General features: G+C 68.5%; 26 protein-coding genes. 13 read left to right on the top strand and 13 right to left on the bottom strand.

Annotation, left to right across the window (positions count from 1 at the left end):
* Nucleotides 1–8: 8 nt before the first annotated feature.
* Together J4573_RS49475 and J4573_RS49470 are read right to left on the bottom strand one after the other, a co-directional pair.
* Nucleotides 9–1,049, bottom strand: coding sequence for a zinc-dependent alcohol dehydrogenase family protein (locus tag J4573_RS49475; RefSeq protein ID WP_208263420.1), 1,041 nt, complete (start codon nucleotides 1,047–1,049; stop codon nucleotides 9–11).
* A 32-nt stretch (nucleotides 1,050–1,081) separates the two neighbouring features.
* Nucleotides 1,082–2,113: an Acg family FMN-binding oxidoreductase gene (locus J4573_RS49470; protein WP_208263419.1), complete on the bottom strand. Its 1,032-nt coding sequence runs from the start codon at nucleotides 2,111–2,113 to the stop codon at nucleotides 1,082–1,084.
* A 203-nt stretch (nucleotides 2,114–2,316) separates the two neighbouring features.
* Between J4573_RS49470 and J4573_RS49465 the strand changes: the two genes are divergently transcribed.
* Nucleotides 2,317–2,553: a CBS domain-containing protein gene (locus tag J4573_RS49465; RefSeq protein WP_279575863.1), complete on the top strand. Its 237-nt coding sequence runs from the start codon at nucleotides 2,317–2,319 to the stop codon at nucleotides 2,551–2,553.
* A gap of 110 nt (nucleotides 2,554–2,663) precedes the next feature.
* On the opposite strand, the gene J4573_RS49460 is transcribed toward J4573_RS49465, so the two are convergent.
* Nucleotides 2,664–2,864 (bottom strand): hypothetical protein, encoded by a 201-nt coding sequence (locus J4573_RS49460; RefSeq protein WP_208263418.1) that lies wholly within the window; start codon nucleotides 2,862–2,864, stop codon nucleotides 2,664–2,666.
* Nucleotides 2,865–3,230: 366 nt separating this feature from the next.
* Here J4573_RS49460 and gap point away from each other — a divergent pair, with 366 nt between their 5' ends.
* The gene (gap, locus tag J4573_RS49455) at nucleotides 3,231–4,229 is read left to right on the top strand and encodes a type I glyceraldehyde-3-phosphate dehydrogenase (RefSeq protein ID WP_208263417.1); all 999 of its coding nucleotides are present in this window, start codon (nucleotides 3,231–3,233) and stop codon (nucleotides 4,227–4,229) included.
* Nucleotides 4,230–4,616: 387 nt separating this feature from the next.
* Here the strand turns inward: gap and J4573_RS49450 are convergent, their stop codons facing one another.
* Both J4573_RS49450 and J4573_RS49445 read right to left on the bottom strand, forming a co-directional pair.
* On the bottom strand, nucleotides 4,617–7,559 hold the full coding sequence (locus J4573_RS49450; protein ID WP_208263416.1) for an ABC transporter permease: 2,943 nt from the start codon (nucleotides 7,557–7,559) through the stop codon (nucleotides 4,617–4,619).
* A gap of 8 nt (nucleotides 7,560–7,567) precedes the next feature.
* A complete protein-coding gene (locus J4573_RS49445; protein ID WP_208263415.1) occupies nucleotides 7,568–8,353 on the bottom strand; it encodes an ABC transporter ATP-binding protein in 786 nt (261 codons plus the stop codon).
* Nucleotides 8,354–8,588: 235 nt separating this feature from the next.
* On the opposite strand from J4573_RS49445, the gene J4573_RS49440 reads away from it, so the two are divergent.
* From J4573_RS49440 to J4573_RS49430, 3 genes are read left to right on the top strand one after another with little or no spacing between them, the layout of a single operon-like run.
* Nucleotides 8,589–8,969, top strand: a complete 381-nt coding sequence (locus tag J4573_RS49440) for an STAS domain-containing protein (protein WP_208263414.1) — start codon at nucleotides 8,589–8,591, stop codon at nucleotides 8,967–8,969.
* Between the two features lie 20 nt (nucleotides 8,970–8,989).
* Complete coding sequence (locus tag J4573_RS49435; RefSeq protein WP_208263413.1) at nucleotides 8,990–9,610, top strand: CBS domain-containing protein; 621 nt, start codon at nucleotides 8,990–8,992, stop codon at nucleotides 9,608–9,610.
* On the top strand, nucleotides 9,607–11,136 hold the full coding sequence (locus J4573_RS49430; protein WP_208263412.1) for a bifunctional aminoglycoside phosphotransferase/ATP-binding protein: 1,530 nt from the start codon (nucleotides 9,607–9,609) through the stop codon (nucleotides 11,134–11,136). The genes J4573_RS49435 and J4573_RS49430 overlap by 4 nt, the downstream gene beginning before the upstream one ends.
* 41 nt (nucleotides 11,137–11,177) lie before the next feature.
* On the opposite strand, the gene J4573_RS49425 is transcribed toward J4573_RS49430, so the two are convergent.
* Entirely contained in the window at nucleotides 11,178–11,630 is a 453-nt protein-coding gene (locus J4573_RS49425; RefSeq protein WP_208263411.1) for a pyridoxamine 5'-phosphate oxidase family protein, read from the bottom strand.
* Nucleotides 11,620–11,886: a hypothetical protein gene (locus J4573_RS49420; protein WP_208263437.1), complete on the bottom strand. Its 267-nt coding sequence runs from the start codon at nucleotides 11,884–11,886 to the stop codon at nucleotides 11,620–11,622. Before J4573_RS49420 ends, J4573_RS49425 begins: the two co-directional genes overlap by 11 nt.
* Between J4573_RS49420 and J4573_RS49415 the strand changes: the two genes are divergently transcribed.
* On the top strand, nucleotides 11,788–12,267 hold the full coding sequence (locus J4573_RS49415; RefSeq protein ID WP_208263410.1) for a pyridoxamine 5'-phosphate oxidase family protein: 480 nt from the start codon (nucleotides 11,788–11,790) through the stop codon (nucleotides 12,265–12,267). The genes J4573_RS49420 and J4573_RS49415 overlap by 99 nt on opposite strands.
* Here J4573_RS49415 and J4573_RS49410 read toward each other — a convergent pair.
* From J4573_RS49410 to J4573_RS49395, 4 genes are read right to left on the bottom strand one after another with little or no spacing between them, the layout of a single operon-like run.
* Nucleotides 12,172–12,591, bottom strand: a complete 420-nt coding sequence (locus tag J4573_RS49410; protein WP_208263436.1) for a hypothetical protein — start codon at nucleotides 12,589–12,591, stop codon at nucleotides 12,172–12,174. The genes J4573_RS49415 and J4573_RS49410 overlap by 96 nt on opposite strands.
* Before the next feature lie 40 nt (nucleotides 12,592–12,631).
* Nucleotides 12,632–13,546: an RNA polymerase sigma-70 factor gene (locus J4573_RS49405; protein WP_208263409.1), complete on the bottom strand. Its 915-nt coding sequence runs from the start codon at nucleotides 13,544–13,546 to the stop codon at nucleotides 12,632–12,634.
* A 2-nt stretch (nucleotides 13,547–13,548) separates the two neighbouring features.
* Complete coding sequence (locus tag J4573_RS49400; RefSeq protein WP_208263408.1) at nucleotides 13,549–13,917, bottom strand: DoxX family protein; 369 nt, start codon at nucleotides 13,915–13,917, stop codon at nucleotides 13,549–13,551.
* A 28-nt stretch (nucleotides 13,918–13,945) separates the two neighbouring features.
* A complete protein-coding gene (locus J4573_RS49395) occupies nucleotides 13,946–14,389 on the bottom strand; it encodes a nuclear transport factor 2 family protein (protein ID WP_307797523.1) in 444 nt (147 codons plus the stop codon).
* A gap of 163 nt (nucleotides 14,390–14,552) precedes the next feature.
* Between J4573_RS49395 and J4573_RS49390 the strand changes: the two genes are divergently transcribed.
* Nucleotides 14,553–15,089, top strand: coding sequence for a hypothetical protein (locus tag J4573_RS49390; protein ID WP_208263407.1), 537 nt, complete (start codon nucleotides 14,553–14,555; stop codon nucleotides 15,087–15,089).
* Nucleotides 15,090–15,149: 60 nt separating this feature from the next.
* The gene (locus J4573_RS49385; protein WP_208263406.1) at nucleotides 15,150–16,436 is read left to right on the top strand and encodes an MFS transporter; all 1,287 of its coding nucleotides are present in this window, start codon (nucleotides 15,150–15,152) and stop codon (nucleotides 16,434–16,436) included.
* A gap of 206 nt (nucleotides 16,437–16,642) precedes the next feature.
* Here the strand turns inward: J4573_RS49385 and J4573_RS49380 are convergent, their stop codons facing one another.
* Nucleotides 16,643–16,990: a VOC family protein gene (locus J4573_RS49380; RefSeq protein ID WP_208263405.1), complete on the bottom strand. Its 348-nt coding sequence runs from the start codon at nucleotides 16,988–16,990 to the stop codon at nucleotides 16,643–16,645.
* 293 nt (nucleotides 16,991–17,283) lie between these two features.
* Here J4573_RS49380 and J4573_RS49375 point away from each other — a divergent pair, with 293 nt between their 5' ends.
* The 5 genes from J4573_RS49375 (at nucleotide 17,284) to J4573_RS49355 (ending at nucleotide 25,123) form a co-directional block, all read left to right on the top strand.
* Nucleotides 17,284–18,204 carry a hypothetical protein gene (locus J4573_RS49375; RefSeq protein WP_208263404.1) on the top strand — a complete coding sequence of 307 codons (921 nt, stop codon included), beginning with the start codon at nucleotides 17,284–17,286 and terminating at the stop codon, nucleotides 18,202–18,204.
* 610 nt (nucleotides 18,205–18,814) lie between these two features.
* Nucleotides 18,815–19,939, top strand: a complete 1,125-nt coding sequence (locus J4573_RS49370) for a 5-methyltetrahydropteroyltriglutamate--homocysteine S-methyltransferase (RefSeq protein WP_208263403.1) — start codon at nucleotides 18,815–18,817, stop codon at nucleotides 19,937–19,939.
* Between the two features lie 412 nt (nucleotides 19,940–20,351).
* Nucleotides 20,352–20,594, top strand: coding sequence for a hypothetical protein (locus J4573_RS49365; RefSeq protein ID WP_208263402.1), 243 nt, complete (start codon nucleotides 20,352–20,354; stop codon nucleotides 20,592–20,594).
* Nucleotides 20,595–20,724: 130 nt separating this feature from the next.
* Complete coding sequence (locus J4573_RS49360) at nucleotides 20,725–21,378, top strand: hypothetical protein (protein WP_208263401.1); 654 nt, start codon at nucleotides 20,725–20,727, stop codon at nucleotides 21,376–21,378.
* A gap of 505 nt (nucleotides 21,379–21,883) precedes the next feature.
* On the top strand, nucleotides 21,884–25,123 hold the full coding sequence (locus J4573_RS49355) for an ATP-binding protein (RefSeq protein ID WP_208263400.1): 3,240 nt from the start codon (nucleotides 21,884–21,886) through the stop codon (nucleotides 25,121–25,123).
* A 158-nt stretch (nucleotides 25,124–25,281) separates the two neighbouring features.
* Here J4573_RS49355 and J4573_RS49350 read toward each other — a convergent pair whose 3' ends face one another.
* Nucleotides 25,282–25,617 carry a ricin-type beta-trefoil lectin domain protein gene (locus tag J4573_RS49350; RefSeq protein WP_208263399.1) on the bottom strand — a complete coding sequence of 112 codons (336 nt, stop codon included), beginning with the start codon at nucleotides 25,615–25,617 and terminating at the stop codon, nucleotides 25,282–25,284.
* Nucleotides 25,618–25,646: the final 29 nt, after the last annotated feature.

Genomic DNA, 25,646 nt, shown 5'->3' with positions numbered 1-25,646 from the left:
CAGCGGGTTCAGCGGGTGACGACGACCTTCAACGCTCCGGTGTCGGCGGCGTTCCCGAAGACCTCGTAGGCCTTCGGGAAGTCGTCGAGGCCGAAGTGATGGGTCGCGAAGCGGCCCGCGTCGAGTTGACGGCCGGCGACCAGCCGCAGGAGGGTCGGGGTGGAGAAGGTGTCCACCAGGCCCGTGGTCATGGTGATGTCGCGGATCCACTGGTCTTCGAGATGCAGCGTGGCGGGCCTGCCGTGCACGCCGATGTTGGCGATCCGCCCGCCGGGCCTGGCGAGGGCGACGGCGAGCTCGAACGTCTCGGGCACGCCGACGGCTTCGACGGTCGTGTCGGCCCCGAGTCCGCCGGTCAGTTCCTGGACGACCGCCATGGGGTCCTGCCGGGCGTTGTTCACGGTGACCGTCGCGCCGAACTGCTTGGCGGCCTCCAGGCGGCTGTCGGCGAGGTCGATCGCGATGATCTGGCTGGGGCTGTAGAGCCTGGCGCCCATGATGGCGGCCAGGCCGATCGGGCCGGCCCCGACGATCGCCACGACGTCGCCCGGTCCGACGCCGCCGTTCAGCACTCCGACCTCGTAGCCGGTCGGGAGGATGTCGGCCAGCATCAGCACGTCCTGTGTGGCGACGCCCTCGGGCACCGCGTGGACGGAGGTGTCGGCGAACGGGACGCGCACGTACTCGGCCTGCGTTCCGTCGATCTTGTGGCCGAGGATCCAGCCGCCGCCACCCAGGCACTGGCCATAGCGGCCTTCGCGGCAGAACCGGCAGGTTCCGCAGGAGGTGATGCAGGAGACCAGGACCTGGTCGCCAGGCTTGATCGTCTTGACTCCGGGGCCGATGTCTTCGACGGTGCCGACGGCCTCGTGGCCGAGGATGCGCCCATCGGTCACGGCCGGTACGTCGCCCTTGAGGATGTGCAGGTCGGTGCCGCAGATCGTCACCGCGTCGACGCGCACGATCGCGTCGCCCGGTTCGATGATCTGCGGCTTGGGGACTTCCTCCCACGACTTGTTGCCGGGGCCGTGATAGACCATCGCGCGCATGAGCTTCTCCTTGCTCGGAGTGGGAAGTGATGTCAGCTCTCGTGGGTGAGCACCTGGTCGACGGGGCGGCGGACGCTTTCGAACTTGTCGCCGGCCGTGCCCAGGCGCAGGACCATCTGCGGATGATCGCCTGCGCAGAACTGCGTCCGGATGACCTCGCGCAGCGCGGGCACCTCCAGCGCCTGCGTGTGGAACGCGGCTGCGAGGTCGCCGTGCTGCGTGGCGCGCAGGAGGACGCGTTGCAGTGCCTGCCCCGCATGAAGCCAGTCCTGGGGTGTGCCCCTCTTGGTCGAGAGCGTGCACGCCACACCGACGACAGGCTCCTCAAGCCAGTCGAGGATGGCGGGCTCGGCACCCCAGCCATGCCCTCTCGCGAAGTCCCGTCCCGCGAAATGCGGATCGGTCGGCGGCGTCTCCCGTGGATAGGCGCTCTCGGTCACGCCTTCGCGGCGAACGCTGCCGGGCGCCGGAGCCCAGCGAGCCAGTTCGCCCGCGTACGCGGGGTTCAGGTGATGCATGTGCTCCGCGGCGGCCGTGAGCGCCGCCACGGCGTTGCGGGTGTGAGTGTCGGTCAGAACGCGGAACGTGGCGCCCTCCCGCTGAGCCTCGTGCCGGAGCAGCGCCAGCAGCGACTCGTCCACCGGCTCCGGTTTGAAGCCTCCGCGATGCGTCCGCCGGCGGCGGATCTGCTCGTACAGATGGCTGTTGTCGTCCGACTTACCGGGGATGCGCAGCCCCAGATGCAGGTCGGCGAGCAAGTGAGGCCGATCGGGATCCGGCAGGAGCCGGACCTCGGGCTCATGACCTTGGTCCCGTACCGCCACCCGCAGGGTGAACAGTGCGGCGCCACAGCTGATCAGCATTTCCCGGCCGTCCGGGTCGGCCACGGTGAGCCTGCGGTCGGAATCGGCTCGCAGGCTGATCCGGTCGCCGTCGGTGGAGAACGACCACGGCTGGGTGTTGTGCACCGAAGGCGCCCAGGTGGCTGCCTCGACCGCGGAGCGCACATCGAACGCGCGCCGGTCATCCGCCCGCCCCTGGGTTGATCTCTGGCTGTGCTCCATGACGACGGGCTCCCTCCCTGCCTGGAACACCAGTCCATCAACGCCCGATGATCATCGGCAGGGCCAAAGGTCTGCCGCCAAAAGGACTTATCGCCCATCCGCCCGCGCCAGAAGACACCGAGGCTGGTGCCATGGCCACGACCCGCATACCGGGAGGGCGGATGAACACGCGGAAGGCAGTGGAGGAACGGCCCGTGTCTCAGATGATGACCACCGAGCCGCTCACGATCACGCCGGACGACTCGATGCTGATGGCCTGGGAGCTCATGGCCAGGGCGCATGTCCATCACCTCCCGGTCGTCGGCAAGGACGGGGCGCTTCGTCGGCGTCATCGACGTTCAGCTCCTCGCCGCCAACCGGGAGCCGACCGGATCGAGCCTGTGCTTCCACTGCAGGCGTCCGGCATGCACACGGGTCATAGCGTTCTCCCACCCGACTGAGCGTCATGCTCTCCCGGCCGAACGCCCGACATGACATCGCCCGCCTCACCGTCGAAGGTGATGCGGGCGCTGCCGAGCCGGCCTGCGATCAATTGGCGGAGGAATCCCGTTCATACGGTGGTGCCACTGTCGTGCATGTCGAGAATGAACGCGGCCGCCAGTGCCTTGGGACATGGCCATGCCCGCGCACAGCACGCGCAGGCGTGCCCGGCGCCCAGGTGATGGTCCCCGAGATCGCGTGCGGCACGGGTGAAGTAGGCCTCGTTCAACGGTGCGGGGCGGGTCTGCTGTTCGAGGGTCATGGTCGTCATCGTGATCACCTGCGTCTCTCCCTGGCCCCGGCATGTGCGGGACGTCCACTGCCTCGACCTTCTCTCTGTGAGCTGCGTCACGCCCGTGCTGAAGGTCCCTTCCCAGAGATCCGTCAGTCCCAGGACACACGGACCCGAGGACCGTCAGACCTCAGGGCTTCCGGCTGTAGGACGAGGAAGCGCATCGGACAAGTCTGTGAGGCAGCTCACTCCGGACACCGGACCCGGTGATCCGCCGCACAGAGGAGCAGGCCATGAAGCAGATCAGGATCTCCAAGCCCGTCCGGCGGCCGCATCCCGCACCGTTGGACCGCCGCACGCCTGCAGGCCACCTCCTCCCCTATTGATCACCTACAGGAGACCGACATGACCCCTCCGATCGGAATCAACGGGTTCGGCCGCATCGGCCGCAACTACCTGCGCTTCGCGCTGGAACACGGGCACGAAGTCGCGGCGATCAACGACATCACCGACACCGCCACGCTGGCGCATCTGCTGATGTACGACTCCACGTACGGACGGCTGGACCATCAGGTCGAGCACGACGACGCCGCGCTGGTCATCGATGGCCGCCGGCTCCCGGTGACCTCGCACCGCGACCCCTCCGACCTGGACTGGGGTGCGCACGGAGCCGAGATCGTGATCGAGTCCACCGGCAGGTTCCGGCGCCGCGACGACGCCGCGGTGCACCTGAAGTCCGGCGCCCGCAAGGTGATCATCTCCGCACCCGGCAAGGACATGGACGCCACGATCGTGATGGGCGTGAACGAGCAGTCCTACGACCCCGTCCGGCATTCGGTGATCTCCAACGCCTCCTGCACCACCAACTGCGTCGCGCCCATGGCCAAGGTGCTGCACGACGCGTTCGGCGTGGCCAGGGGCTACATGACGACCGTGCATGGATACACCAACGACCAGAACCTGCTGGACTCCCCGCACAAGGACCTGCACCGCGCCCGTTCAGCGGCCGTGAACATGATCCCGACCAGCACCGGCGCGGCGCGTTCCGTCGGAGCGGTCATCCCGGACCTCGCCGGCAAGTTCGACGGCATGGCCTTGCGCGTCCCCGTCGAGGACGGCTCGCTCGTCGACCTCGCCTGCCTGCTCGAACGACCGGCGACCGCCGACGAGATCAACCAAGCGTTCGCTGACGCCGCGGCCGGGCCGATGGCCGGGATCATCCGCTACAACACCCACCCGATCGTCTCCCGCGACGTCATCGGCGACGCCTCGTCCTGCGTCTTCGACGCCCCGCTCACCCAGTCCAGCGGCGACCTGGTGAAGATCTTCGGCTGGTACGACAACGAATGGGGCTACACCTGCCGCCTCGGCGACCTCATCGAACACGTCTCCGAAAACGACTGACCCCATCACCGACCCTGTGAGGGCCGACCCAGCACTCGGCCCTCACTCTGCTGTCCGGCTCCTCAGGAGACCGCCAAGCACCTTCGAGATCGTCGACCGGCCATCGGCTGTTCCCATTGGCCGGGCCAGTCTGACGGCGTGTTTGAGCTTCACGAATCTTGCCGTGACGCTTGGTCCCCTTGCTCGTGCACTGCGCGCGAAGCGCGGGAGAGATCACAGTCGAGCCGTACAGCGCGTCGAGCGCATGAGCCGAGGCGGCAATGACCACGATGGAAGCCTGAAACTCCTTCGCCATGGCCTCCGTGGCCGAGCTTTCCGGCCAGGTGGCCGCGGCCTCGCTACGGGCTTGCCTCGCGAGCTTTGAGCCCGGCTCGGGACGTGGCGTGGTCAGTCGCTGATACGGAGGGCGATCGCTGGGCGGATGCGGGCTGCTCGGCGGGCGGGGCCCACCGTGGCGAGCAGGGACGCGGCCAATGTTCCTCCGATGATGACTGCGAGCTGTGTCCAGGCGATGGGATAGGGCGCGTTGAGCGATCCGAAGCTGGGGCTGTTCTGATAGAGCAGCCAGGTGGTCAGCACACCCAGAAGGGTCCCGATGACCACGCCCTCGAAGGCGACGAAGGTGCTCTCGGCGTAGAAGGAGCTCCGGACCGTGCGGGCTTGGAAGCCCAACGCTCGCAGGACGGCGATGGTGCGGCGCCGTTCTCGTACGGCGCGCACCATGATGACGCCGAGTCCCGTCACGCCGATCAGCAGGCCGAGCGCCAGGTAACCGCGCATCAGAGTGAAGAACTGCTGGCTGGCGGTGAAGTTGTCCCGGACTCGTTGGGCGAGATCGGTCGTGACCATGCCTTGAGCGAGGAACTGGCCCTGCAATTGTGAACCGACCCGCTCGACATCGGCGCCCGGCGCGAGCCGCAGGAGCAGGCTGGAGGGCCGTGCCTCGGTTCCCAGGAGACCCGTCACCGCGGGCTGGCTCATCAGGACCGGATACCGGCGGGGTTCGGCGCCTCCGACGCCGTAGAAGACGATGCCGTCGGTCAGGATCCCGGCGACCGTACGGTTGTAGCTTCTGCCGGTCTGTGGATCGGTGATGACCAGCTTCGATCCGGCTCGCGGCGGTTTGCCCTGGGGGCCGCCGGTGGCGCCGTAGAAGGTGTCGATCAGCACGTACGACGGATCGCGCAGCACCAGGCGCCACGCGGCGGCGTCGTCGGGCAGGGACGACAGCCGGTCGTTGAGCGCGGGCGGTGCCGCGGCGATGTCGTCCGGGAGGCCCACCGCGACCACCGGCAGGTCCTTCGCCGTGCGCCGGAGCGGGTCGTCGGCGAGCGCATCCCCGCTCACCAGGGTCGCCGCCTTGGCGACCTGTCCCGCGAACGGCCCTGCCGTGACCGCCCGGGCGGCGTCAGGCCAGGGCACGGCCGGATTGTGGTCGGCGCGCAGGCTCCAGCCCGCGGCGGCCTTGGTCACCTCACTCTGGACGCCGGCGTCGATGATCGCCGAGATCTGTGTGAGGAGCACGACCACGAAGATCACGATGCAGTACATCGCCAGCGTCGCGCCGGTCTGGAAGCGCTTGGCGGTCGGGTAGGCGACGGCGAGCCGGGTCGCGAGGCCGGTCTGCGACGGCCGCCGCATGAGCCGCCGCAGGGGGTACAGCAGCACGTCCTGGTGCTGGCTGATCAGCAGCACGGAGGCGAAGGTCAGCATGCACCCCTGGACGATGAACGTGCCGGTGGAGGCGTCGTCGAACAGGTGCGGCCGGACCAGGTGCGCGATCAGCCCCCAGACGAAGAGCGCGAGGCCGACGGCGGTGTGGACGGGTCGTGCGGGCCAGAAGCGGCGCAGGAGCGGAACGGCTGCCACGACGGCGAGCGCGGGCAGCAGGTAGACCTGCATCCCGACCCCATGGGCGACCACGGGCACCGACACCACGACCAGGGCCACGGTGCCGGCAGCGGACAGGAGGGTGGACCTACGGCGCGCTCCTCCCCGGGGCGCGGGGGCCAGGTCGCGGATCGCCGAGATGATGTTGGTACGCGCGATGCGCACGCTGGTGATCGTCACCGCCAGCAGCGCGATGAGGAACCCCGCCGCAATCCCGTTGATCATGCTCGTGGGCGTCACGGCGAAGATCACCGACAGCTGGTTGCCGGTGTCGTTGAAGCCGTTGAAGATGCGCACGGCCAGCGCCACGACGATACGGCCGATTCCCAGGCCGACCAGGCCGCCGAGCGACACCGCGACGACCGTGTAGAGGCTCCCCTCGATCATCAGCTCGTGCGACACTCGCCGGCGGCGCATGCCGATCGCGCGGAGGACGCCGAGCTGGCCTTTGCGCTCCTCGATGAGCATCACGAAGATGTTCACGATCAGCAGGATCCCGGCGATGATGCTGAAGCTCGCCACGAACAGGAAGAGCGACCCCAGAGCGTCGCCGGTCTGCCGGGCCTGGTCGAGCACCTCCTGCTTCGGCTTCTGCAGGTCGGCGCCGCGCGCGGCGGCGAGCGGGCCGAGCAGACCGCGCGCCTGGTCGGAGACGGTGCCGGTGAGCCGCGCTCCGTCCTCGACACCTCCGCGGTTGGAGATGAACGTGGTCGTGCTGATCTCCTGTCCTGCCTGACGCGCCAGGCCGCTCAGCGTTCCGGGCAAGAAGAAGGCGTCGCGGTTCACGGCCGCGCCCACGCCGATGCCGCCCAGGCCGGTGGCCGGTACGACGGCGGAGATCGTCGCGTCCATGCCGCGCCCGTAACCGTAGAACGTGACCCGATCGCCCACCTTGGCTCCCAAGGATGTGGCCAGGTTGCCGTTCACGACCACCCGCCCCGGTCCCGGGTTAGCTACCGCCAGCCCGGACCGATGGGGTGCGCCGAACCTCGCAGCCGCACCGAAGTCCAGCTCCCAGGCCAGCACACGCGGCTCGGCCACCCGCCGCCCGCCGGACAGCACCGACGCGGCGGTCCCGGTCCCACGCATGGTGAGGACCCCATCGACGTCGGGATTCTGCCGCAGCGGCCCGAGCCGGAACGCCGCCTCGTCGCCCACCGCCGCCGACGGCGACCTGACGTACTCGTCCACCTGCCCCAGTGAGTCGTAGGCGGTCTGGCGCACCGAACGATCGAGCGAGTCGCCGACCGTGAGGCTGGCCACGATGAGCGCGGTCCCGAGCAGCGACCCGGCGACGACCAGCATCAGTTCGCCCGGGCGCCGGGACACCTGCCGCAGGGCGAGCCGCCGCAGTACGGGCCTGAAGACCACGAGGAAGATCACGAAGCCGGCCAGCAGCACGGCCGCCGCGACCAGCGGAAGAGTCAACTCGGGATACATCTGAGCTCCTACGGGCGCATCGCGTCGCCGGCGTCCGCCGGCGGCACCGTGGTGCTGTCGCCCGCCAGCCGGCCGTCACGCATCCGGATCAGCCGGCTCGCCGCCGCACCGATGACGGGATCGTGGGTGACCAGGACGATGGTCTGGCCGTCATCGGCGTTGAGCTGCCGCAGCAGGTCCATGATCTGCGCGGCCATCGCACTGTCCAGGTTGCCGGTGGGCTCGTCGGCCCACACGATGGCCGGTCGCGCGACCAGGGCGCGGGCGACCGTGACGCGTTGCTGCTCCCCGCCCGACATCTCGTTCGGGCGATGCCGCTCGCGATGCGCGAGCCCGACCCTCCCGAGCATCGCGACCGCCCGCTCCCGCGCCTCCTCCGCCGGAACGCCGACCAGCAGCAGCGGAAGCTCCACGTTCTCCACAGCGGTGAAGACGGGGATCAGGTTGTAGGACTGGAAGATGAACCCCATCGACCGCGCCCGGTGCTCGGTGCGCGCATGGTCGCTCATCTCGAACAGGTCATTGCCCTCGACCAGCACATGTCCCCCGTCGATCTCATCGAGTCCGGACAGGCAGTTGAGCAGCGTCGTCTTACCGGACCCCGACGGCCCCATCACCGCCACCAGCTCGCCGGAGCGCACCGTCAGATCCAGGTCGTCCAAGGCCAGCACGCTCAGCTCCCCGGTCCGGTAGACCTTGCGCACTCCCTGAGCAACCAGCAGCGCGTCCCCGTCGCCGACGGGCCGCTCTGCGGGATGCCGAGCCGTCCGTGCGGCCACCGAGAATCTGGACATGGCAATCCCTCCCTAGCCTGCTCCGATGCTGCGCCGACGAGGGACCGGGGCGGCAGGGTCGCAGGTCCCGGTCCGGCAGTAGAAGGGCCCGCGGGCAGGACCGGCCTGGGCCCGGTGGTGGCTCTCGGGCCATAGGGATTCGCAGAGCGGGACCTTGGCCCCTACGGAGGTGTCGGTAACCGGCGAAAGGCTTGGGCCACACGCATTCACGACACCGAGACCCGGGGGCTCACAGATGAGATCGCTCAAAGCAGAGCCGGACGCGGCCACGCCGTTCGAAACGCGGATCGAGACCGTGTCGGACGCGCAGGTGCTCGTTCAAGCACGCGGAGAGCTCGACCTCGCGACCGCTCCAAGCTTCAGCCGCGCGGTCATCAGCGCGATCGGCCTCGGCAGGCCAGAGAACGTCGTCGACATGTCCGGCGTGACCTTCTGCGACTCCCAGGGCCTGACCGCCCTGCTGGCCACGACCATCCACGCCGAGGCCGAAGGGGCGGAGCTGGCGTTCGTCCACCTCCACCCGCGTGTCTCCAGAGTGGTCCGGCTCGTCGGGCTCGACAGGCGTCTGAACCTCCCGGGCCTTCCCGCCGGTGGCGGCGAACGCGCACGGACCTGATCTTGAGAGGAGTCCCAGCCATGCTCGTCCAAGAGGCGATGAGCACCGCCGTGGTGACCGTTGCCCGCAGCGCTTCGGTCAGGCAGGCCATCCGGATACTGAACGACAACCAGATCACGGCCGCTCCCGTCACCGACGAGACCGGGCACCTCGTCGGAATCGTCAGCGAGATGGACCTGCTGCGCGGCGAGTTCGAGGCCGACCCCAGAGCGTTCGCGCGACACGTCGCGGCGCCGGCGGACCCGCCGCCGCGCCGGGTGGAGGACGCCATGACCACCAACGTGTTCACCGTCCGGCCGAACTCCGACGTCGCCGAACTCGCCGAGGTGATGATGTCGACCGGTTACAAGAGCGTTCCGGTCATGGACGGCCCCGTCATCGCCGGGATGATCAGCCGCCGCGATCTCATCGCCATCCTCGCCCGCAGCGACGCGCGCATCCGCGATGACGTGCTGGCCCTGCTCAGGGACTACCTGCGACCGGGGTTCCGCTGGGAGGTCACCGTCGCCGACGGCGTCGTCGAGTTGAGCGGCGACGGCGACGAGCGCGTGCAGAAGCTCGCCGACGACCTCGTCCGTACGGTCCCCGGGGCCACGCGTGTCGTGATCTTCGACCGCACCCGGCCTGAGCATCCGTCATGAGCCATGCGAACACCGGCCTCCCCGCGGGGCCTGACGTCAGCGCGGCGGTCAGCGAAACGCACACGGGAGTGGTGTTCTTCGTCGGGGACCGGGCGTACAAGCTGAAGAAGCCCGTCAGCCTGGGTTTCCTCGACTTCGGCACGCGAGAGGCGAGGGAGCGCGCCTGCCATCGCGAGTTGGAGCTCAACAGGCGCTTCTCCCCTGACGTCTACCTCGATGTCGCCGACGTGCACGACTCCAGCGGCAGACCTCGCGATCACCTCGTGGTGATGCGGCGCATGCCGTCCGGCCGCAGGTTGTCGACGCTGGTGGCCTCCCAGGTTGCCGTCGACGACGCACTGCGCGCCGTCGCCAGGCAGCTCGCCGCCTGGCACGCCAGGGCCCCGCGGAACGCCGAGATCTCGGCCGAGGGGACACGCGACGCTCTCCTTTCCCGATGGGCGGCGAGTTTCGATCAGGTGCGTCCTTTTCATGACCGGCCGCTCTCCTCAACCGGCGCACGCGAGATCGAACGCCTCGTCCGCGCGTTCCTTGCCGGCCGGGAACCGCTCTTCGACGCCCGCATCGCCGACGGGCGTGTGATCGACGGCCACGGCGACCTCATGGCCGACGACATCTTCGTCCTCGATGACGGTCCCCGGGTCCTGGACTGCCTGGAGTTCGACGACAAGCTCCGCTACCTCGACGGCCTGGACGACGCGTCGTTCCTGGCCATGGACTTGGAACGGCTCGCCGCACCGACGCTCGCCAGGCGTTTCATCCGCTGGTACTCCGAGTACGCGGCCGATCCGGCCCCTCTGTCACTTCGACACCACTACGTGGCGTATCGAGCGTTCGTGCGGGCGAAGGTCGCGTGCCTGCGCCACGGCCAGGGAGACCCGGCCGCCTCGGCGGAGGCGGCGGCCCTCGCCGACGTGGCGCTCCGGCATCTCCGGGCGGGCGAAGTCACCCTTGTCCTCGTCGGCGGCCTGCCCGGAGTCGGGAAGTCCACGCTGGCCGGGGCCTTGGCCGAACAGCTCGGCTGGGCACTGATCAGCTCCGATCGCCTCCGTAAGGAGTCCGCTGGGATCCCACCGGAACATGCGGCCGCCGCACCGTTCGGCACGGGGCTGTACGACCAGCCGTCCACCAGCCGCACCTATGCGACATTGCTCGACCACGCACGTCGCCTTCTCGCCCGCGGCGAGAGCGTCGTGCTCGACGCGTCGTGGACGGACCGGCTTCACCGAGAGGCCGCAGAGGCGCTCGCCACCGACCTCCACGCGACGCTCGTGCAGCTCAGATGCGAGGCACCCGCGGACGTCGCGGCGCAGCGCCTGCGTACCCGCCCTCGTGGGTACTCCGACGCCGACCATGCCGTAGCCGCTGCGATGGCGGGACGCGCCGACGCTTGGCCCGAGGCGAGCACCATCGACACCGACCGCCCTGTGGAGGAGTCGCTCGATTCCGCAGTGGCCCTCGTCCGGCCACACGGTCACGAGCACGTCTGGCACAGCCCCGTGGACCCGGTCTATGCCCTGCCCTGACCCCGGTGAGTCGCTCCGGGGGCGAGTCGCTCCGGGGCGGGTCAGTCCGGCCGCCGATCGGCTCGCACGTGGCGACCGGAGACGTGCACGGGATCGATGCGTACGCACACATCGTGGTCACCTGGCGGCCACGGCTTGATCAGATCGTGGAGCAGCCAGACCGTCACCGGTTCGTCGATGCGCCTTGCCGGACCGGTCACCTGCACGCTCCAGCCCTCCCGGTTGACCTCGTCGATGCGGTCGACCTCGAAGCCGACCAGCCCCACCCCGCCGGCCGAGGCCGGCACCGACCCCTCCGACGCCCGGAAGACGATCGCACCACTGAGCACGATGTAATTGACCGGGAAGGCAGCCGGACCGTGAGCCGTCGAGACCAGGACCCGGCCAACGCCACCGGGTGCGAGCAGACGACGACAATCGTCTGCGTCCAGGCTCCGGACGAAGCCCGATTCGGGATCCTCTGACCGCGCAAGACCGGCGACGTCATTCCTCATCCCTCTCACCACCCATCACGCCGAGCATCCCCGCCGCCTCGCAACGAGTCATCAGGGCGAAAGGCCGCTCCGGCAGGCCCTCGGTCCCTCCCTGCCACGGCGATATAAGGCCTTTGGCCTCTGCTGGGTACACGTCCCCCAGCCGAAAACTGGACGCATGAACAGCGTTGAGAACGAGTTCGAGACCCTTGATGACGCCGAATGCATGGCTCTGATGGGTTCCATGCCCGTGGGCCGCATTGTCTTCACCGAGCATGCGCTACCGGCCGTCAGATTGGTCAACTTCGTCCTTCACCAGGACTCCGTGGTGATCCGCACGGCGCCGGGTTCCAAGTTCGACGCCGCGTTGCGCGGCGCCGTCGTGGCGTTCGAAACCGACGACTACGACGCCGAGACCGGCGCGGGATGGTCGGTGAGCGCTGTCGGCGAGGCACAGGCCGTTCACGACCCGGCGGAGGTCGCCCGCCTGGCGGCTCTGCCCCTGTGCCCCTGGGTGCCTGGCCGCCACGAGCAGTTCATCAGGATCCCTTGCGAGCGGATCTCAGGACGTCGGATCGGCTCGCGCACCGCCGCCCGCCGCCGGGCAGGCCACCATCACCGTTCCCGGCCTCCCCAGAGAGCCGCAGGCCATACCTGATAGAGGTCGGCGCCGAGCCTTGTCGTGCTCGTCGCGGACACTCTCGCCCATGTCGGCGTCGGAACTCAGGACCGCGGAGGCGAGCATGATGATGACCGACAGGGCGAGGGCGCTCATGACCATGCTGGCCAGGGTGCGCAGGCCTGCGGTGGTCCATCGGATGAGGATCTGGCGGCCGGTGCCGGGGAGGATCCCGGCTGCGAGGGCGAACGGTGCGAAGCAGGCGAGCAGGGCCAGCCGCTTGACCGCTATCAGACGACCCGCGATCCGCGCCCGGCACCAGCGCTCTGCACCAGCGCTCTGCGCGTCATGGCGGCTCGTCACCGGGCATGCTGTGACACACCGGGCGCTGCGGGTGGCGTGTCTAGTGCGTGCTGCGGCGGAGTGGATGGTCGGGTCCGGCGAGCGGTCCCAGGTGGCCGAGCTTGTCGGGATTGAGGATCGAGTGGATGGTCTGGACCTTACCGTCGACCACGTCCACGGACAGGACGTCGAGCAGGTCGCCCGATGCGTCGCGTATGAGCACGCCGGGCTGGGCGTTCACGGTCGCGCGTTCGAGACGCAGGTCGAAGCGCTGTATCGCTGAGCTCAACACGGCGAGCAGACGCAGGACCTTATCGCGTCCGTACACGGGCTTGGGCAAGGACGGACCGCGGCCCCCGCCGTCGCCGTAGGTCACGACGTCCGCTGCCAGCATGTCGACCAGGCCCTCGAGATCACCGGTCTTGACGGCTGCGAAGAAGCGTTCGGCGAGGGTCGCGCGTTTGGCGGGCTGTGCCTCGAAACGCGGCCGCCGCGCGTCGACGCGGCGCCGCGCACGCGCCGCGATCTGGCGGCAGTTGACCTCGCTCTTCCCGACGACCTCGGCGATGGACGGGTAGTCGAAGTCGAACACCTCGTGCAACAAGAACACCGCGCGTTCGACGGGAGTCAGGTTCTCCAGTACGACCAGGAACGCCAGCGAGAGCGAGTCTGACAGATCCGACGCGGAACTCTCCTCGTCCACGACGGGCTCGGGGAGCCACGTACCGAAGTAGTGCTCCCGGCGGACCCGGGCCAGCCGGAGATGGCTGATGCTCAGCCGGGACACGACCGTCGACAGGTACGACCTCATCGACTCGATCACGATGCCGTCGGCCTGTGCACGATGCAGTCGCAGGAACGCCTCGGACACGATGTCCTCGGCATCGGCGACGCTCCCGGTCATCCTGTACGCGATCGAGAACAGCAACGGACGGAGCCGCTGGTACTCCTCGACGCCGGAGCTGGAATCGGTCATCTTCACATTCCCCCGAACCTGCCCGCTGCGACGACTGCCGCGACGACCAGGACCAGCGAGGTGGCCGCGACGTTGCGCGGCTCGTGGAGCCTGGCATGTGCCGCGATGGCACCGACCATGATCGCCATGAAACCGGCGGCGGCGAGCGGTGTGAGCACCGGTGCCGTGTCCGTCAGCCACGGCACGGTGACGCCGACCGCGCCGAGCAGCTCGCAGGAAGCGACGAATCGGAGCAGCGGCACCGGGAAGACGGCCACCCCCGTCTGCCCCATCTTCACGAGCTTCTCTTTCGACTGGGACACCTTGAGCGCCCCCGAATACGCGAAGACCACCGCCAGCAGCGCCTGCCCCACCCACAGCGCGACGTTCATCGTGACCTCCCCGGAGGCACGTTCTCCATCAGGTCGACCGCCCGCCGCTGCTCGCGGCCTCCAGCCGCGCCCTCATCGCCTCGGCCAATGCGTGCACGCCGGACATGGGGCGGATCATGACGAACAGCTCGTCGATCAGACCGGAGTCGTCGAGGTGGAGGAAGTCGCATCCCTCAACCTTCTTGTCGCCCGCGGACGCCTGAAAGACGAGCGCCAGGTCCCGTCCGTCCGCCGAGGCGATCTCCCGGGTGTAACGGAAGTCTCGAAGGACATCCGCGACCGCGTACAGGAGCGGTGCGACGGCGTCCCGCCCGCGATAGGGCGTGAATACGACGGGGCTGCGGAACTCGACGTCTGGCGCGAGCAGTGTCACGGCCGTATCGACGTCGTGGCCTGCCATCGCGAGCCCAAACAGATGCATGTCCACCTCCGGGATGTCCGAACAGGGATTCAGCGGCCGGGTGCGCTCCATATCCACCCCGGAAGACGCATTGGGCTCCCCGTCTGTGACATCTCGATGGTGAGGTCAGGCAGGAACGGGCTGAATCCGACCACCGAGTTGTCACAGACGGGGACCCCTGCTGCGTCTTCAGGAGTGGACACAACACTTCCTGACCGAGGAGAAGGTGCACTACGTGAAGACGTTCAAGGTAGCCATGGCCGGAACGGTGGCGTCGCTCGCCACCATGATCGCTCTACCGGGGGGCTCTGGCGCGGCACAAGCAGCCACTTCTCCCACGACTACGGCGGCCGCTTCCCCCACGATCACAGCCGGGGCGGTAGCGCGAACGGCGCCCAATGCACGCCCCGGTAACTCCCCTGCTGCCATGACCTGGCCGAAGGCGACGACGCAAGGCATCAAGGGCGCGTGGATCTATGACTACAAGAAGCCACAAACGACCAAGCACGTCCGGTCCTACGGCAAAGTCCAGATGTGCTTCAACGTAACCGGGGACCATCTCTATCAGGGTTACCGGCTGGCGTTCACACGCCGGACCGGTGGCGTGTTCGCGCATTACGTGGACATGTGGCAGCGCAAGTACTGGGGACCCAAGCACAAGACCTGCACGGGCTGGCTGAATGGACATCACGACAAGGTGTGGGCCGAGATCTATCCGATCAAGAGCCCGATTGCACACGCCAAGGCCCACATCTGGATCTACAACCCCTAGAACCGGATCTATACATCCCAACCCCCATCGCCCCGATGGCGGCCCATCACGACCAGAACCGTGACCTCCGCCCAGAAAGCAAGCGGGCGCGGCAAGCCGTGGCGGCGGGTGTTCTACGGGTGGTGGATGGTCGCCGGACTCGCCGTCACCGAACCGGTCTCCTGGGGTGTCCTCGTCTACGCCTTCGCAGTGCTGGTCGTCCCCATGCGCGCCGAGTTCGGATGGTCGATCGCACAGCTCAACGGCGCTTACACCACGGGGATGGCGGTCTCCGGCCTGGTCGCCATCCCCGTCGGGCGCCTGTTGGCGCGCCACGGCTCCCGAGGTGTCATGACCACCGGCAGCCTGCTCGGGGTCGTGGCGCTGCTGGCCTGGGCACACGTCCATTCCCTGGTCGCCTTCTACGCGGCGTTCGTCCTGGCCGGTCTGTCCATGGCCGGAACGCTCTACGAACCGGCCTTCGCTGTCACGGCCGCCTGGTTCACCTGGCATCGCGCCCGAGCTGTACTCGTGCTCACCATCGCCGGCGGCCTGTCCAGCACCGTGTTCGTCCCCCTGACCGGTCTCCTCGTCGGCGCGTACGGCTGGCGGACCACCCTGGTGCTGCTCGCCGGAACTCTCGGCCTCATCACGGTTCCGCTGCACGCAGGGCTACTGCGGCGCTGGCCCTCCGACGTGGGAGCACATCCCGACGGGCACCCCGCCGACGTCCAAGCGCCGGCACAGCCGGACACCGACGAAGGCGCGGTCACCCGCCGCGCATCGTTCCGTTGGTTCGCCCTCTTCCTGAGCAGCCATACGACCGCCAAGCTCAGCGTCACAGCCACCCTGGTCGCCTACTTCACCGGCCGCGGCTACTCGCTCCCCCGAGCCGCCCTCGCCGCCGGTGCCGTCGGCGCCTTCCAGGTCTTCGGGCGGATGACCTGCACGGCGCTCCAGCCCTCGATCCCCGCGCAGCGCACGGCCATTCTGCTGTTCGCCGCACAGGCCGTCGCGCTTCCCGTCCCGCTGCTCACCACCGGCCATGGTCCAGCGGCCACGGCCGCCATCATTACGCTCGTCGTATTCTTCGGCCTCGGGTACGGACTGCCTGACCTGCTGCGCGGCACCCTGCTCGTGGACTACTACGGGGCTGACCAATACCCCCACATCAACGGAATCATCGCCATTTTCGCGGTCGCCGCGCGTGCCGCCGGCCCGCTCCTCGCAGGCCTCGGTGTCGCCGCCTTCGGAAGCCACTCCGCCACCCTGGTCGGCGCCGCGGCCTTGACGACGCTCGGCGCCTACGCCCTGCACCGCGCACACCGCGCACACCGCGCGTTCACCACCGAAGCCGCCGCCGACTGAACTCCCCCAGCGGCGATCGAGAAGAGTTCCCGCCGCCCGGCTTCACAGAAACCACGGCCCGCTCGCAACTCGCACGTTCAGCTTTTGGGCCCTGGGGAGCATCGGTTGGGCGGCGCGCCTGCCGTCCCAGAGGTGGTGAACGCCACCCGGTGGCACGGCCCCATTTCGCCTGGCTCGCCCGCGTCCCTTCATGCCTGATCTGCGATTCAGGGCGCAGGCACAGTCTCGCCGCCGATGCCCATCTCGTTGCCGTCGGCGTCATGAAAGATCCACTTGCAGACGTTGCCGTGCTGCTCCTTTTCCACAGGTTGCAGCCCGCGGGCTGCGATCCGATCCACCTCGGACGCGGGATCCTCCACCCAGATCATGCCCACGCCGCCTCCGGCGCGAGCGGTGTCCTCGATGACGTACACATACCGGCCCTCGGCCAGCTGCCACACCGCCTCGACCTCGTTGGGCCAGAACGCCGGTTCCTTGCCGAGGAGCCTGGTGTACCAGTCCACGGCACTCTCGCAGTCGCGGACAGGGATGCCCGCGAAGATCCCCACTGCCACTGTCGGATCTCCTCTCTCACAGGGCCGGGAAGGCCGGCCAGCCCAAGGGACAGACTTCGCGCGTCCGCAAAAGTCACCGCAGCCCGCTTCAGGGGCCGCGTGGGGCAGGGATCGCCTGGGTTTGCCGCCGGTGGTGCGCCAAAGCCGGGCGGTGCAGTCCGCCTCTTCCTTCCGCGGCCCGTCGTCTGGACAAGTACTAGGCGGGGAAGGGTCCTTCAGCTGGATCGTGAAGGCCTGGCGTTGCAGGAGATACGGCGGCCACTTCGCCTCGATGATTGCCTACGATCGTGCAAATGCGTGTTCTCACCACCGTGCGAGTGGCTCCGCCGGTGCCTTTGGCCGACGGAGAGTCTGGGTTGGCGTGCACGGCCAGCGCGGAGGGCGTGATCGGTGTGCTTGCGACCAGCGAGCCCGGTCTGGCCCGAGGCTTCGTCCGTGGGCCGAACCACAATAGGATGCCGTTCTACCGGCCACCGCGATCTTGCCCGGCGGTGCTCTATACCCACGAGGCCCATGGGTGGCATCGGCTCGAACTGGCGTGCCTTCCCGTTTCCTATCCGGTGATCGCCTTGTTGCCGCGCGGCGAACTGCTGGTCGCTTGTCCGTGCATCCCGCAAGTCGGCGGCCACCCGGAACCCCGCAATGCTCATGTGTTCGGCTCGGACGGAACTCATCTGCGCACATTCGCCCTGGGCGACGACATCGAGCGGATCGTCTCGGACGATTCAGGCACAATCTGGACCACGCACGGCGAGGAAGGCTGGCCCGAATCGTTCAGTCTGGTGCGCCGAGACCCTCATGGCACATGGTTGTGGGACTCGGGGATCGCATGCCTTGACGACGCCGTCAACTCCCAGGGGGGAGTCACCTGGGCGTACCGGAGCCGCTCACTGATCCGGATCCAGGCCGGCCGCACAGCCGAATATGACAGTCCAGTGGATGACGTGCGCGCACTCGCCTTTGATGGCGACCACCTGTTGCTCGCCGGATCCGACGACCGGCTTTGGTGGTGCGCACTGGTCGACGGTGTGATCCGGCGGCTGGACGCCGCGAAGATCGTCGGACCGGCCGGGGAAACCCTGCGGGATTGGCAGATCCTCGACTGCCACGGCCCTCACCTGTACTTCCATGACCAGGGCGATGGATATCACCGTGTGGACATCACCGGCGAAGCGCACCTCCACGCCAATGGGCAGCAGGTGGGGGCCAATTGAAACGCCCCAACGCCAAGAACACCAGCCCCAGACGGAGCCGCTTCAGACGCCCCCAACGGAGCCGACTGGAGCGCCCCTAGCAATGCGCCCGGGGAACGTGCGCGAGGACGATGCCTCCTTGGGAGGCGGCCAGCCCGCGCAAGTGCTCGCCAGGCGCCGACCTCGGCCGCGTACGCCGGCGCTGGACCAGGCGGTCCGTCCGGGCAGGCGGGCCCGAGTCCCGCAGGGCTTGGTCACCACCTCATCAGCGGCCGATACAAGTACAGGCACCCGCGCGACTTCGAGAGACAATGTCTTCCTGACAGCACATCTAGGAGTCCGTACTCATCCATCTGCCGGGCGTCCGCGGTCTGAACTCGACCGAATCCTCTCGACTGTCGCGTATTAGAGTGATGGGCAGTGGAGTTGATGAAGGCGCACGTGGGATAGGTGGAGCTGGTCGGTTCGGCTGGCCAAGACCCACCCGTTCGCCCGACGCCGCGCGTCGGCTCGCGCTGGACGACTTCAGAGCGGCGGTGATCATCCTGCTCCTCCCGGATGCAGTGCCTCCTGCCTCCGTTCGCTCCCACCATGCGCCACCGCCTGATCCGATCCTCGGGAAGGGAACGTCATGGCCGCCAGGCTGACACCACCATTCCGCGCCGACCACGTCGGGAGCTTGCTCCGACCGCCCGAGCTGCTGCGAGCCCGGACCGACCAGGCCGCAGGGCGGATCAAGACCGACGAACTGCGCGCCATCGAGGACGAGGCCATCCGGTCGGTGGTGGCCATGCAGGCCGAGGTGGGCCTGCGTTCAGCGACCGACGGAGAGTTCCGCCGCGCCTCCTGGCACATGGACTTCATCTACCGGCTCGGCGGGATCAGCCCGGCCGACGAGCAGATCAAGGTCCGGTTCCACCGCGAGAACGGCGACATCGAGTTCACCACCGCCGCCCTGCGGGTTCGTGACCGGATCCGCCTCGAGGAGACCATTTTCGCCGACGACTTCGGCCACCTGCGCGACCTGGCGGCAGGGACCGGTGCGACGCCCAAGCTCACGATCCCCTCCCCCAACATGGTCCACTACCGCGGCGGCCCGGCGTCCATCGATCCGGCCGTCTACCCCGACGTCGAGGAGTTCTGGTCCGACCTGGCCTCCGCCTACGCCGAGCAAGTGCGACGTCTGGGCGAGCTGGGCTGCGCCTACCTGCAGTTCGACGACACCAGCCTCGCCTACCTCAACGACCCCGCCCAGCGCGCGATGGTCACCGAACGCGGCGACGACGCCGAACATCTGCACCTGCGCTACATCCGGCAGATCAACGGCGCGCTCGCCGGGCGACCCGACGGAATGGCGATCACCACCCACATGTGCCGCGGCAACTTCCGATCCGCCTGGACCGCGCAGGGCGGCTACGACTTCGTCGCCGAGGCGCTGTTCAGCGAACTGAACGTCGACGGGTTCTTCCTGGAATACGACGACGACAGATCGGGCGGGTTCGAGCCACTGCGCTTCATCCCCAAGGGAAAGACGGTCGTGCTGGGCCTGGTCACCACCAAGCGCGGCGCACTGGAGTCCAAGGACGACCTGAAACGCCGCATCGAGGCGGCGAGCCGGCACGTGCCGATCGAGCAGATCTGCCTCTCGCCACAATGCGGCTTCTCCTCCACGGTCGAGGGCAACGCGCTCAGCCACGACGAGCAGAAGGCCAAACTCCGCCTCATCGTCGAGACCGCCGAGGAAGTCTGGGGCTAAGACATTCCACCGCAGGCTGAGACGCGCCGCCGGAACTGAAACGCGCCAACGCGGCTGACCACCGTTGACGACCGCTAACCGCGGGCCTTGATGCACCGCGCCGTTGGTGAGCCGGAAGTCCTTCACCATCGGCAAGCTCTCGAAGAACACGGCGAGGTCCCTGGAGAAGACCAACCGACAGGTGGTGTCCTGGTTGAAGCCGCCCGGAACGTAGCAGGCCGGGTCCGACCCTGCTCACCGCGATGCTGGCCGACATGGTCCGCGCAGCGGCCGGTCACGCGCGGCGGCGTCCCCCGCCAGCAGGCCACGTTCACCATCCCGACAAGAGCGGCGGCCCACCTGCGCCAACAGGTGGGCCGCCTACGGACACCCAGCCCAGCACTTGCGAAATGAAGGACCCGGAGTATCCACCATGCTGAGACTACGCCTTCGAAGCGACGGCCCCGAGCCCGGCGGACACCGGGGACCCACCTTCACCACCCTCCTCGTGGCCGGAAGCGCCGCCGGCGCGGCCGCACTGGCCTCCGCCTACCCCGCGATCGGCTTCTCGCTCAACGTTGGCGCGACGGTCCTCGCGGCGCTCTACACCATCACCAGGCGTCCTGACCAGGACAGCCCCAAGGACGACGATCCCCAGGAGGGCCCGCTGGATTAAGCAGCGCGACCCCATGGCTCCAACCCGGCTGTGAGGTTCCGCACGTCTCTCGTGCGAGGGCGGGCCTCCTAGCGATCCACGGAGCTGTCTCTGGTGGAGGCTAGCGAGCAGATCGTTCACAATCGTGTGCATGCGAAGGTCGGATCGAATCGCTTGGTGGGCGTTCGGTATCGGCATCGTCGCGATCCTCGGTGGAGTGCAGGCCGTCGGCATGCTCGACGATCCGGCTCCGCCACAGTCGCCCTCCCCGGCCTCTGTGGACCAGTTCTGCCCGCCTGAGCCCGTCGGCAAGGCGCGGAGCGACACCTACTTCAATCGGATCGCCGAACCGTACCGAGGCAAGGGCCCGCACGCGGTGAGCCTGAGGTTCGCGGACGCCGACACCGGCGACTACTCCGAGGGACTCCCCGCCCGATGGGAGGCGAACGAGACCGGCGTGAAGCCCAAGCCCCAGCTCGTCGCCTGCGCCTATCAGGACACGGCGGGGTCGCGGGAGACCCGGGTTTGCGAATACGTGCCTGAGTCCACTGCGAGGTTGTACTCACAACTCGCGGGCAGCACACGGCCCAAGAACACAACCAAGATCTCGCTCATGAAAGCCTCCTACCTGTTCGAGATCTACGAAGCGAAGACCGCCAAACCGCTAGGCCGCTTCCAGATACCCGGCGACCATGCATGCCCAAAGACCGTCAAACTCGACGACCGGGCCCTCATCGGGCAGGCGCCGGACGCGGTCGAGTTGCACAACGCTCTGCGTCCCTACGCCGAACGCACACTCAACTGAAGGTCGGCCGGGTCCGGTCATCGGCACGACCAGAGGGACACTCAAGATTGTCTCAGGTGCTCGGCCGGCGGCATGAGCGGACGTTCCTGGGAACCTCGGGGCGAGGTTGTTGCCAGGTAGGGGAGTGGCCGAGACGCGGCCTGAATTCGCTGCCCTCGGGGTCTTTCATCGCGACTGCGTAGTGGTCGAGACCTTCGGCGTACAGGACACCGACGAGTACGGCACCAAGATCCGCTAGACGGCTCGCCTCAGCGTTGATGCGCTGCCTGCGCGCTGGGAGAGCGACCTCACGGCCACCGCTGACCGCCCGCTGGGATCGACGAATCGACAGCAGCAACCCTGCGCACCGGTCAGGAAGAGCTACACACCGCCAAGGAAGGACACGTGGTGTTCCACTATCGGCAGCATTTGATGGCGGATCACACCACATTGTGACGACCCGATCACAGATGATGGCCTCGTGTCTCCGATGCTACGGGCGGCAATCCCCCCTGGCGGTGGTGGGGTGCCGGCCGTCACCCAGCAACTCGCCGACGCTGTCTGCGCCGCGGAACGGGAGGTACTGGCCCGCCTCATCGGCGGGCCGGGGAGGCCGATAGCGGTCGAGATGGTGCTGCATACCGGTGCCGCCGATCCCCTGCCGCGTGCGGGCATCGAGGACGTGCTGGCGGACTGGCGTGGGCGGCGGCCGGTCTGGCTCGCCGTCGTCGGCGGGCCGGGCAGCGGCAAGACCGTCCGGATCATCGACCTCATGCTGCGACTGCTCGCCGAACGCGGACCCGACGATCCCGTTCCGGTGCGCCTCGACCGCGCCCTTCGCCCGGCCGGCGCCGACCTCGGCGGCTGGATCGTCGCCGTCCTGGAGTCGTACGGCCTGAGCACGGCGGACGCCCGGCTCCTCGACCGGGAGCAGAAGGTCGTCCCGGTGCTCGACGACCTTCGAGACGACGTCGCGGCGGTCGTGGAGCACCTCGGCCACCGTCCGGAGACCCGGGTGATCGTCGGCCAGCGCGTACGGGCGCCGGATGAGCCGCCGGCGCCCCGCACGATCGCCGAGATCGGGCCGATGGGGCCAGACCGCCAGCGCGCCGACGTGGCGCGGGAAGCCGCCGAGCCTGAGCGCTGGCAACCTGTTCTCGACGAACTCACCGCACACCCCCGCACGCCGCTCGGCCGCGAGTTGTCCCGGCCCTGGCGGTTCCGGCAAGCCGTCACCGCCCTGGAGGAACGGGGTCCCGACGGCCGGTACCTGCACCAGCCGCGCGATCTTCTTGGACGCCTGTCCGTCGCCGAGCTTCTGGCGGATGCCCCCGGCGCCGACCGGACACCGCCGTACGACGACGATGAGCAGGTCCTCGTCGAGCACGCCCGCGCCTGCTTGGAGGACCAGCGCGTCAGCGGCTACATCCGTGACGGCCACGTCGACGTCGGCTCGATCCTCGCCCGGCTGGACCTGGTTCATATGGCCGAGGAAGGGCGCAAGCTCTCGACGCACGAACGCGCCGCGGAGACCAGGCGGAACTTGAACCAGCTCGAGGAGAAGCTCTCGCGGCTCCGCAGTCAGGCCGCTCTCCGCCCGGGAGGTGAATGGCAGCTCGTCGCCAACGCGAGTGTGAACCTGCTGCTCCTGGTGATGTTGCGGTACGGCGTCGTCCTCGTCGGCACTTCGCGCGTCATCAGCGGAGGTTCGCTGTTCATCAGCAGAGGCTCGCTGCTGTTCCTGGTCGGCGGAGCACTCGTGGGGGCGGGCGTCGCCGCCCTCCAGTTCAGGCGGCCGCGCCACGGGGCTTTTCTGGGTGTCTGCGGAGGCGTTCTCTCCGGCCTCTGCCTGGCGTTCGCCATCGGGCGGCCCGCAGCGTTCCTGCCCGGCCTCCTCAGCTATTTCATGGTCCTCTACCTGGCGAGGACGCCGGATCCCAAGCACTGGGGGTCGAGATATCCCGCGTCCCTGATCCTCGGAGACCAGGCTTACCGCAAGGCCGCCGCGAAGGCCGAAGCGGAATGGTTGCGGGAGGCCCGGGACGCCGTGATCATCCCCGAACTGACCCGGGCGATCAACGGGCTGCTCGGCGCGGACTTCTATCGGTACCTCTACGAGTACGACACCGCCGGGCTCAAACGCGTGCACGACCTCCGGCTGTTCGTGCCCACCCGGTCCAGGGCCCGGGTGGAGGCCACGCTGAACCGCTCGGACTCGGCGAGTATCGCGATCGCCGGGCCCAGGGGTGCGGGGAAGTCGACGCTTCTGCGGTCGATCCTCCAGGAGCCGCGCCAATTCGCGGTCTCGGCGTCGGCGCCCGCTGAGTACGTGCCCAAGGACTTCCTTGTGGAGCTCTTCCAGCGGCTGTGCGAACAGTACGTCGAGTGCTACGGCAAGCGCGCGATGACCTGGCGCGCGCGGGCCCTGCGGCTGGCGCGGCCCGTGCGCCGCGTGGCGGTGCAGGCTCTCTACCTGGTCGTGGCGCTTGGGGTGCTCGTCGTGCTCTTCGACTGGCAGGGACGTCTCGCCATGGCATACCGCTGGACGAGCGGGCATCTCGACCGATTCCTTCTCGGCTTGCGGGGATCCTGGCACGACTGGGAGGGATGGGCGGCGGGCCTTGCGGTCGTCTGCCTTGCCGGGGTGGCCGCCGTCGCGTACACCCGGCGCCGACGGTCGGAGCAGGCCCGGTTGGTGCGGCGTGCGCGGAGCTACACGGCGAGGCTGCGCAAGGAGCACACCACCGCCTGGACGCTCACCGCGAATATGCCGGGTGGGCGGGGCGGGTTCGCGCGCGGCGGGACGGCCAAGGAACTGCCGTGGAACCTGCCGGAGCTGGTCGGAGAGTTCCAGCGGTTCCTGAAAGACATCGCGGAGGCCGAGGCGGCGCGTGGGCGACGGGTACTGGTCGCGATCGACGAAGTGGACCGGATTGGGTCGATCACGCAGGCCGAACGGTTCGTCAGCGAGATCAAGGCGGTGTTCGGGATCCCGCACTGCTTCTACCTGGTCTCGGTGGCCGAGGAGGTCGGGTCGGTGTTCGCCCGGCGGGCAGTGGCCGGGCGGTCGGTGTTCGAGAACGCCTTCGACGAGGTCGTGATGGTGCAGGCACTGTCGGGGGCCGAAGCACAGCACCTGCTGCAGAAACGCGTCCTGGGACTGACCGACCCGTTCGTCTATCTGGTCCACGCTCTGTCGGGCGGACTGCCACGCGAGCTGATCCGGGTGACGCGGCGCCTCATCGAAGTCAACAACGAGACCGACACGCGGCCGCGGCTGTCCATGCTGGCGTATCGCCTGGTCCGGGAGGATGTGTCGGACGCGCTCGCCGGAACCCGCAGCCACTTGACGCAACTGGCGCCCGGCCCCCCATGGGCTCCGGTCTTCGACGAGCTGCGCACCCGGATGTCCGCCCTCGACGACGGCGCCCCTCTCCTGCCCATCCTCACCGCGCTCGCCACGTTTGAGGACCGGCTGCCCTCGACCGGCCCGGCGGACGGTGCTCAGGAAGGGGCCGAGGAACCGCAGACCCAGGCGCGGGCAGCGGTGGTCGCGTTGGCGGCGCTGGCCGACCACGGCCAGACAGTGGCCATGGCGTTCAGCGAGCCCCAGTTCGACATCGAGACCGTCCGAGCCGCCAGGCCCGGCTCTGACGCCTCCTACACGGAGTTGTCGGCAGCGCGGCGGGAGCTGAGCATCTCCCCCCAGAGCGCTCGCGCGACCCTTGCCCGCTTCCGCCGCGCCACCGCCTGGACCACACCCTGACCTCGACGAACTCTCACACCCCGATCGGACGGCCAGCCCTTGACTGCGCCCGAGAGGGCCTGGATGAGGCGGCGTTGGCCGATCGGGAAGTTCAGCAGGACGGGGACCATCGTCGGCACGGTGCCGACCATGATCTGAGACCAGTCGGTCTTCGGCTGTCACTGAAAAGTGGCCAGCCCAGCCTCGACGGTGCACTTCTCCTCGAGGATGACCGCACTTGCGGTGATGGCGTTGCGGGCATGTTCGCCAGCTTCGAGCGTCTTGGGGGACTTGTTGCGGGTCGTGTCGTTCCGGAAGGACGAGACAGAATCCGCCCACTTCTGCTCGTCCGCTCCCGAGCAGCGCCAGATCTTGACCGTGGTGTTGTTCTGGGTGACGACGTCCAGGCACTTGCGGGTACCGGCCCAGGTGTGGAATTCCTTGAGTTCTTCGGCCTGCGCCGGTGCACCGGTTACGACGACCGCGAGCGAGGCCGGCACTGCGGCGAGGGCCAATGGGACGGTGCGGATTCTCCTGTCCAGGC

The organism is Actinomadura barringtoniae, assembly GCF_017573505.1.
GTDB classification, from domain to species: Bacteria; Actinomycetota; Actinomycetes; order Streptosporangiales; family Streptosporangiaceae; genus Spirillospora; species Spirillospora barringtoniae.
The sequence above is the reverse complement of the archived record's forward strand: the minus strand, read 5'-3'. Positions and strand labels throughout refer to the sequence as shown.